The organism is Rhodopseudomonas sp. (assembly GCF_048594845.1).
Lineage (GTDB): Bacteria > Pseudomonadota > Alphaproteobacteria > Rhizobiales > Xanthobacteraceae > Rhodopseudomonas.
Window position 1 is genome coordinate 1 of record NZ_JBMDXE010000147.1, and the last position, 7,724, is coordinate 7,724.

A 7,724-nucleotide genomic window follows, 5' to 3' on the forward strand; every position below is an offset into this window, starting at 1 on the left:
GCGCGCGAACACGCCATCGCGGCCGAAATCGAATTTCACGATCTGGTTGACGCGCTCGTAGCCGATGTAAGCCGTGCCGCCGTCGAAGGTGAGGGATTCGCTGTCGTACCATTTGCGCTTGGTGAGCGGCTGGCCATCGCCTCCGAGGATCGGCGCCGCCTCGACATCGGCGACCCCGCTCATCGCCGCGCCGTCGTACACGATCCGCCCGGTGAACCAGGTGCCGCGATCGCTGATCGCCACGAACCGTTCGCCCTTCGGATCGAGCCGCAACGCCGACAGCCCACCGAAGCCGCGAAACGACGACGTCAGCACAAGACCACTGCGAAACTGCAAGGCCCCGAACCGGCGCACCGCCCTGTCGCGCAGATCGAACGAGTCGATCGGCCGCGCCCGCACTTCGATGCGTTCGGCGGCCGGGACGGAGTAAGCGTCGAGTTCAGCCTTGGTGCCTTGAGCGAAAGCGTAATGCGGCGCTAGCGATTGCATCGCCGCCAGTCCGCCGAGAGCGACAACACTTGCGGCGAGAAAGCCGCGGCGTGTTGGCTCCCCTCCCCCTTGCGGGGAGGGAGCCTGCCCCGGACTTGATCCGGGGTCGGGAGTGGGGGTCCGCGAGGTGAGCGCCTCGCTTGTGTCACCGCTCACCCCAACCCTCCCCCGCAAGGGGGAAGGGGGCGCGCCGGGCGCGGGGGTGATGCATCGCTCCCCAACATCAGCCGGCGGAGCAACCCGGCCGCTCATCTGGTTGCGCCAAAACTCACGAATGCAGCCGGCGGCGCGGCTTGCCGGGGCCCGTGGGCGCAACCGCGGTTTCGCTGAACAATTCGGCGAGCTTCTCGGTGATCGCACCGCCGAGTTCTTCAGCGTCAACGATAGTCACGGCGCGGCGATAGTAGCGCGTCACGTCGTGGCCGATGCCGATCGCGATCAGCTCGACCGGCGAGCGGGTCTCGATCTCCTCGATGATGTGGCGCAGGTGCCGCTCAAGATAGTTGCCGGGATTGACCGACAGCGTCGAGTCGTCGACCGGCGCGCCGTCCGAGATCATCATCAGGATCTTGCGCTGCTCGGGCCGGCCGAGTAGCCGCTTGTGCGCCCAGTCCAGCGCCTCGCCGTCGATGTTCTCCTTCAGCAGCCCCTCGCGCATCATCAGGCCGAGATTTTTCCGGGCACGGCGCCACGGCGCATCGGCGGACTTGTAGATGATGTGGCGCAGATCGTTGAGGCGGCCCGGATTGGCCGGCTTGCCGGCGGCGAGCCACGCCTCGCGCGACTGCCCGCCCTTCCAAGCGCGCGTGGTGAAGCCGAGGATCTCGACCTTGACGCCGCAACGCTCCAGCGTCCGCGCCAGAATGTCGGCGCAGGTCGCCGCCACGGTGATCGGCCGGCCGCGCATCGAACCGGAATTGTCGAGCAGCAACGTCACCACGGTGTCGCGGAAGGTGGCTTCCTTCTCGTTCATGAACGACAGCGGGTGGAACGGGTCGGTCACGACGCGCGACAGCCGCGCCGGATCGAGGATGCCTTCTTCGAGGTCGAAGTCCCAGGCGCGATTCTGCTGCGCCATCAGCCGGCGCTGCAGCCGGTTGGCCAGCCGCGCGACGATGCCCTGCAGATGCGCCAGCTGCTTGTCCAGATAGCTGCGCAGCCGCTCCAGCTCGTCGTGATCGCACAGGTCTTCGGCGGCGACGACTTCGTCGAACTTCGGCGCGTAGGCGTGATACTCCGGCCCGCGCGGCTCGTTGGCGCCGCGGTTGTTCGGCCGCGTCGCCTCGCCGGGCGTTTCGTCCTCGCCCATTTCGGAATCGTCGAACGTGTCAGACGCCGAGGCCTGCGCGCTTTCCATCGCGCTGTCGCTCATTTCGTCGGTCGAGGTCTCGGCCTGCTCGGCGGTCATCTCCTGCGCGGCTTCGCCCTGCGGCTCGCCCTCGGCGCCGGACTGATCGTTCTCGCCTTCCTGCTTGTCGTCCTGGTTCTCTTCCTCGTCCGACTCGGTGTCGCGCTCGTCGCCGAGTTCGAGCACGTCGAGCAGATCGTGGATGGCGTCGCCGAACTTCGCCTGGTCTTCGGCAAAGCGTTCGAGCTGGTCGAGCCGCGGTCCGATCTTGTCTTCGAGCACCGGCCGCCACAGATCGACCAGCTTCTTGGCGGCCGCAGGCGGCGCCAGCCCGGTCAGCCGCTCGCGCACCAGCATCGCCAGCGCATCCGACAGCGGCGCGTCGGCGCGGTCGGTGATTTCGTCAAACTTGCCGCGATGGAAGTGATCGTCGAGCATCGCGGTGAGATTCTTGGCGACACCCGCCATCCGCCGCGATCCCAGCGCCTCGACGCGCGCCTGCTCGACCGCCTCGAATACGCCGCGCGCCTGCGGATTGCCCGGCATCAGCTTGCGGTGAACCTTGGGATCGTGACAGGCGAGCTTGAGCGCGATCGAATCGGCGTGGCCGCGCACGATCGCCGCATCCTTCTTGCTCATTTTTCGCGCGGGCTCGGGCAGCCGGGCTTTACCGGGCGCGAGGCCGGGGCGCTCGGCCGCGAAGGTCACTTCCAGCTCCGGCGACTTGGCGATCGCCCGCAGGCACGACGTCACCGCCCGTTTGAACGGCTCAGTCGGCGCTTCCTTGGTGCCGGTGCGAAGTTTGGTGTTGGAGGTGGTGCTCATCGCCGCCTTCTCCCTCCTCCTGCTTGTGAGGAGAGGGTCGCGGTGAGGGGGTTATGAGTCGGTCGCGCGAAGAGGCCCCTCACCCGGCTCGCTTCGGTTGCCGCCTCTCCCCGCGCGCAGGGAGAGGCTGTTTTGGGTCAGCTCATCGCCACGTTGACCGAGCTTTCCGGCAGCTCGGCGTTGAAGCAGCGCTGGTAGAATTCGGCGACCAGCGGACGCTCGAGCTCGTCGCATTTGTTCAAGAAAGTGACCCGGAACGCGAAGCCGATGTCGCCGAAGATCTCGGCGTTCTCCGACCACGTGATCACCGTGCGCGGGCTCATCACCGTCGACAGGTCGCCGTTGGCGAAGGCGTTGCGCGTCAGGTCGGCGAGGCGGACCATCTTGTTGACGATGTCGCGGCCCTCGGCGTTGCGATAGTGCTTCGCCTTGGCGAGCACGATCTCGACTTCCTCGTCGTGCGGCAGATAGTTCAGGGTGGTGACGATCGACCAGCGGTCCATCTGGCCCTGGTTGATCTGCTGCGTGCCGTGATACAGGCCGGACGTGTCGCCGAGGCCGATGGTGTTGGCGGTCGCGAACAGCCGGAATGCCGGATGCGGCTTGATCACCTTGTTCTGGTCGAGCAGCGTCAGCCGGCCCGAAACTTCCAGCACGCGCTGGATCACGAACATCACGTCCGGACGGCCGGCGTCGTATTCGTCGAACACCAAAGCGACGTTGTGCTGCAGCGCCCAGGGCAGGATGCCGTCACGGAATTCGGTGACCTGCTTGCCGTCGCGGACCACGATCGAGTCCTTGCCGACGAGGTCGATACGGCTGATGTGGCTGTCGAGGTTGACGCGGACGCAGGGCCAGTTCAGTCGCGCAGCGACCTGCTCGATATGGGTCGACTTGCCGGTGCCGTGAAAGCCCGTGACCATGACGCGGCGGTTGCGGGCGAAGCCGGCCAGAATGGCGAGCGTGGTGGCGCGATCGAAGCGGTAGTCCGGATCGGCGTCCGGCACGTGCGGGTCGACTTCGGAGAAAGCCGGAACTTCAAGGTCGCTGTCGATGCCGAAGACCTGGCGAACCGACACCTTCATGTCTGGCAGGCCGGTGGTCTCCTGGGCTGTGGTCGTGGCGGCGGTCATCAATCCTCCGTGGTCCCGGACGCGCCCGAAACCCGATCTCTGGTGGTGGATGCGGTTGAGTGCGGATTCAAACCTAGCAGAGAGCCGCGATTGGCAGAAGCCCGCTGCGTGATCAAAGTTCCGTCGATCTTTCATTGAGATAGGCAGCAGCGAGGGATTTTGAAAGGCTGCCTTGCGAAACCGCGTGGGCGGATCGTGGGATCGGCAGTGGCGGCCGCGACTTGCAAACTTTCCTAAGGTGCAGTCGCATAGGGTGGCCGTCGTGGTCCCCCCATGCGGTTTCGGAGCGCTCTCGTTGGATGCTTTTCTTGATTCCCTGATCGCCTTTGCGTCGGCGCACCGCGGTCTGGCCTATCTGGTGCTGTTCGCGGCCGCGCTGCTGGAGGCGGTGCCGGTGCTGGGTTCGCTGGTGCCGGGCTCGACCATCATCCTGGCGCTCAGCGCGCTGATCCCCGGCGGACAGCTCGATCTGGTCAGCGTGCTGGCCTCAGCGGCGGCTGGCGCCGCGCTCGGCGACGGCACTGCCTATTGGCTGGGTCATCGCGAGCAGCGGCGGATCCTGTCGGCGTGGCCGATGTCGCGGCATCCGGAGCTGGTGGCGAGGGCCGAAGACTTCTTCCAGCGATTCGGCGGCTGGGCGGTGCTGTTCGCACGCTTTGTGCCGCCGATCCGCGCTTTCGTGCCGGTGACGGCTGGTGCGCTGCAGATGGCTCCGGCCAGGTTTTTCGCCATCAATATCCCGGCGATCCTGCTGTGGGCGCCGGCGCATGTGCTGCCGGGCATCGTCGCCGGCACCGCGCTGGAGCAATCCCACGGCCGGCTGCACCATTGGCTGCCGGTGGTCGCGGGTGTCGGGGCTGTGCTGCTTGCGGCGGGATGGCTGCTGTGGCGGCGGTGCCGAGGCAGCACGCTCTCGAAATGAAGGCCTTTTGATCGCCGCGGCGCTTGGCCGCCAAGCCGGCCCGGATCAGCTCCGGACCACCGTCTTCAGATAGTTATAGGCCTTGATGATCTCGATCAGGCGGTCTTCGGTCGAGCGGTCGCCGCCATTGGCGTCGGGATGGTGCTGCTTGACCAGGGCCTTGTACTTCGCCTTCACAACTTCGAGCGTGGCGTCGGCGTCGAGGCCCATCACCTGCAGCGCCTTGCGCTCTGCGTTGAATACCTTGCGCGGCTCGGACTTGGTCTGCTCGGACGGATCGGGCCCGCGGCGCCAGCGGCTGCGGCCGTTGATCTCGCCGAACACGTTGAACGGATCGGCGGCGCCTTCGATGTCCTCGGGGCTGCGGGTCCGGCTCTTGGCGCCGTTCTGGCCCATCTTCCAAGTTGGGCGATGGCCCGTCAGCGCGTCCTTCTGATAGCGCGCGACGTCGTCGGCCTTCATACCCTCGAAGAAATTGTAGCCCTGATTGTATTCGCGGACGTGATTGAGGCAGAAGTGCCAGTAGTCTTTCTCGAGCCCGCGGCCTTTGGGGGCGCGATGCGCGCCGCGATTGCCGCAGCCCGGCGCGTCGCACATCACCACCTGCTCGCGCGCGGCTTCACGCGCCGCCGCGGCCTTGGCCGGCTTGATGCGGATCTTGTCGAAGAATTTGGACGAGTCGATGGGCATGGGGGACTTTGACTACGCTCCGCGTTGCGCTTCAAGTCTTGACATTATCAGCGAGCCCCGGGTTGATGGCTGAAGCGGAGCGACGAACCAGCGACGGCCGAACCATGAGCGTCAAGGATACTCTCACACAGAAGTTGCGCGAAGCTTTCGCGCCCGAAAGCCTCGACGTCATCGACGAGTCGAACCTGCATGAAGGTCATGCCGGCCATTCGGGCCGGAGTGAGTCTCACTTCCGGGTCAATATTGTGTCGGGCGCCTTCGCGGGCAAGAGCCGGATCGACCGTCATCGCATGGTCAACGAGCTGCTGGCCGCGGAACTGAAAGCCGGCGTGCATGCGCTCGCCATCAAGGCCAAAGCTCCGGGCGAAGCGTAGGTCTCGACGGGGGCGACGGCAATCTCTTTGAGACGGCGTCGCGTGCTGACGTCGTCAGTTCGCCTGACTAATCCGCGCGCGCTTGGCTTTCTTCTTGTCGACGAGTTCGGCCTTGGTCTCTCGTTCGACCGGCACGATGCGTAGTGCGGTGATGCGGTTGCGCTCGCGGCGCAGGACGCGGAAGCGGAAGCCGTGGAAGGTGAAGCTCTGGCCGCGCACCGGGATCGAGCGCGCCTCGTGAATCACCAGGCCGGCGATCGTGGTGGCCTCGTCGTCGGGCAGTTCCCAATCCATCGCGCGGTTGAGATCGCGGATCGGCACCGAACCGTCGACCACCACCGAGCCGTCGGGCTGGGCGCGAACGCCGGCCACCACCACGTCGTGCTCGTCCGAAATGTCGCCGACGATTTCCTCGAGGATGTCCTCGAGTGTCACCATGCCTTCGACTTCACCGTATTCGTCGACCACCAGCGCGAAGTGAGTCTTGCGGGCGCGGAACGCCTTGAGTTGCTCCGACACCAGCCGCATCTCCGGCACGAACCACGGCGACAGCGCGATCTTGCCGATGTCGAGCTTGGAGGTGTCGCCGTCGGCCTCGCGTAGCGCGCGGAGCAGATCCTTGGCGTGCAGCACGCCGACGATATTTTCCGACTTGTCGCGCCACAGCGGCACGCGGGTGTACTCGGTGGCCAGCACTTCCTTGACCAGCTGTTCGGTCGGCAGATCGGCATTGATGGTGACCATCGAGGTGCGATGGACCATCACGTCCGACACCACGAGTTCGCCGAACTTGAACACGTTCTGGATGTACTCGGCCTCGCCGCTCTCGATCTTGCCGTGCTCGGCAGACTGCCCGACCAGCCCCTCGATCTCGACGTCGGTGAGGATCTCGTGTTCGGAATTCTCCTCGACGCCGAGCGCCTTGAGGATGCCGCGCGACGCCTGGTTCAGCAGCCAGTTAAGCGGATACAGCAGGATATAGGAGACGTGTAGCGGATAGGCGATCCACTGCGACACCGGCTCGGGCTGGCGGATCGCCAGCGTCTTCGGCACCTGCTCGCCGACGACGATGTGCAGCGACGAAAAGAACAAAAAGCCGCCGATGAAGGCGATGAAGTGCTGGGCCGATTCGGAGATGCCAAGCGGCTCCAGTAGCGGCCCGATCAGTGCAGCGACGGTCGGCTCGCCGACCCAGCCGAGGCCGAGCGATGCCATGGTAATGCCGAGCTGGCAGCAGGCCAGATAGGCTTCGACATTGTCGAGGATCTGCTGCAGCAGCCGCGCGCCGAACTGCCGCTTCTCCGCCATCGCCTTGATGCGGAAGCCGCGGCTGCGCACCAGCGCGAACTCGGCTGCGACATAGAACGCGTTGGCAATCAGCAGCAGCGCTGCGATCAGGACGTTGGAGAGGATCGGGCTCATCGGGCTCTTTGGTTCGCGCGGACGGCGATCCGCTGCGGCGTTTACGCCTGTGCGAGCTTTGCGTGCAGGAAGTCTCGCACCGGCGCGGGGTCGACGTCGTTGGCGATGATCGCGCGGCCGATGCCTTGCATCAGGATGAAGGTGAGCTTGCCGCGCTTGACCTTCTTGTCCTGTGTCATCAGCGTCATCAACGCGTCGGCATCCGCAAGGCCCTCCTGCTGGAAGCCGGCGATGTCCTGCAGCCGCGTCGGCAGGCCGACGTCGGCCAGATGCCGCTGTAGCCGCACCGCGTCGGCCTCCGGCATCATGCCCCGCGCAGCCGAGAACTGCGCCGCCAGCACCATGCCGATCGCGACGCCCTCGCCGTGAAACAGCCGGTCGGAGAAACCGGTGGCGGCTTCGAGCGCGTGGCCGAAGGTGTGGCCGAGATTGAGCAGCGCACGGTCGCCGGTCTCGCGTTCGTCGCGGGCGACGATGGCGGCCTTGGCCCGGCACGAGGTGGCCACCGCGTGCTCGCGTGC

The 7,724-nt window shown here is 66.0% G+C and carries 8 protein-coding genes; 2 read left to right on the top strand and 6 right to left on the bottom strand.

What is annotated here, in order from left to right:
• The 3 genes from ACOJTD_RS09000 to cobS all read right to left on the bottom strand — a co-directional run.
• Positions 1–489: esterase-like activity of phytase family protein (locus tag ACOJTD_RS09000; protein WP_420132578.1), on the bottom strand; the 489-nt coding region annotated here is incomplete at its 3' end.
• A 268-nt stretch (positions 490–757) separates the two neighbouring features.
• Positions 758–2,662 (bottom strand): cobaltochelatase subunit CobT, encoded by a 1,905-nt coding sequence (cobT, locus tag ACOJTD_RS09005; RefSeq protein ID WP_420132579.1) that lies wholly within the window; start codon positions 2,660–2,662, stop codon positions 758–760.
• A 137-nt stretch (positions 2,663–2,799) separates the two neighbouring features.
• Entirely contained in the window at positions 2,800–3,795 is a 996-nt protein-coding gene (cobS, locus tag ACOJTD_RS09010) for a cobaltochelatase subunit CobS (protein WP_054160839.1), read from the bottom strand.
• A 295-nt stretch (positions 3,796–4,090) separates the two neighbouring features.
• Between cobS and ACOJTD_RS09015 the strand changes: the two genes are divergently transcribed.
• Positions 4,091–4,717 carry a DedA family protein gene (locus ACOJTD_RS09015; RefSeq protein ID WP_420132580.1) on the top strand — a complete coding sequence of 209 codons (627 nt, stop codon included), beginning with the start codon at positions 4,091–4,093 and terminating at the stop codon, positions 4,715–4,717.
• A gap of 45 nt (positions 4,718–4,762) precedes the next feature.
• Here ACOJTD_RS09015 and ACOJTD_RS09020 read toward each other — a convergent pair whose 3' ends face one another.
• Complete coding sequence (locus tag ACOJTD_RS09020) at positions 4,763–5,407, bottom strand: J domain-containing protein (protein WP_420132581.1); 645 nt, start codon at positions 5,405–5,407, stop codon at positions 4,763–4,765.
• A gap of 104 nt (positions 5,408–5,511) precedes the next feature.
• On the opposite strand from ACOJTD_RS09020, the gene ACOJTD_RS09025 reads away from it, so the two are divergent.
• Positions 5,512–5,781, top strand: coding sequence for a BolA family protein (locus ACOJTD_RS09025; RefSeq protein ID WP_254983466.1), 270 nt, complete (start codon positions 5,512–5,514; stop codon positions 5,779–5,781).
• Positions 5,782–5,835: 54 nt separating this feature from the next.
• On the opposite strand, the gene ACOJTD_RS09030 is transcribed toward ACOJTD_RS09025, so the two are convergent.
• Together ACOJTD_RS09030 and ACOJTD_RS09035 are read right to left on the bottom strand one after the other, a co-directional pair.
• A complete protein-coding gene (locus ACOJTD_RS09030) occupies positions 5,836–7,203 on the bottom strand; it encodes a hemolysin family protein (protein WP_420132582.1) in 1,368 nt (455 codons plus the stop codon).
• A gap of 41 nt (positions 7,204–7,244) precedes the next feature.
• On the bottom strand, positions 7,245–7,724 hold a 480-nt coding region (locus ACOJTD_RS09035; protein WP_420132583.1), incomplete at its 5' end, for a 3-dehydroquinate synthase family protein.

Coding starts and splice junctions, on each gene's coding strand:
- cobT (WP_420132579.1), bottom strand. CDS start 2,662: ATGAGCACCACCTCCAACACCAAACTTCGCACCGGCACCAAGGAAGCG.
- cobS (WP_054160839.1), bottom strand. CDS start 3,795: ATGACCGCCGCCACGACCACAGCCCAGGAGACCACCGGCCTGCCAGAC.
- ACOJTD_RS09020 (WP_420132581.1), bottom strand. CDS start 5,407: ATGCCCATCGACTCGTCCAAATTCTTCGACAAGATCCGCATCAAGCCG.
- ACOJTD_RS09025 (WP_254983466.1), top strand. CDS start 5,512: ATGAGCGTCAAGGATACTCTCACACAGAAGTTGCGCGAAGCTTTCGCG.
- ACOJTD_RS09030 (WP_420132582.1), bottom strand. CDS start 7,203: ATGAGCCCGATCCTCTCCAACGTCCTGATCGCAGCGCTGCTGCTGATT.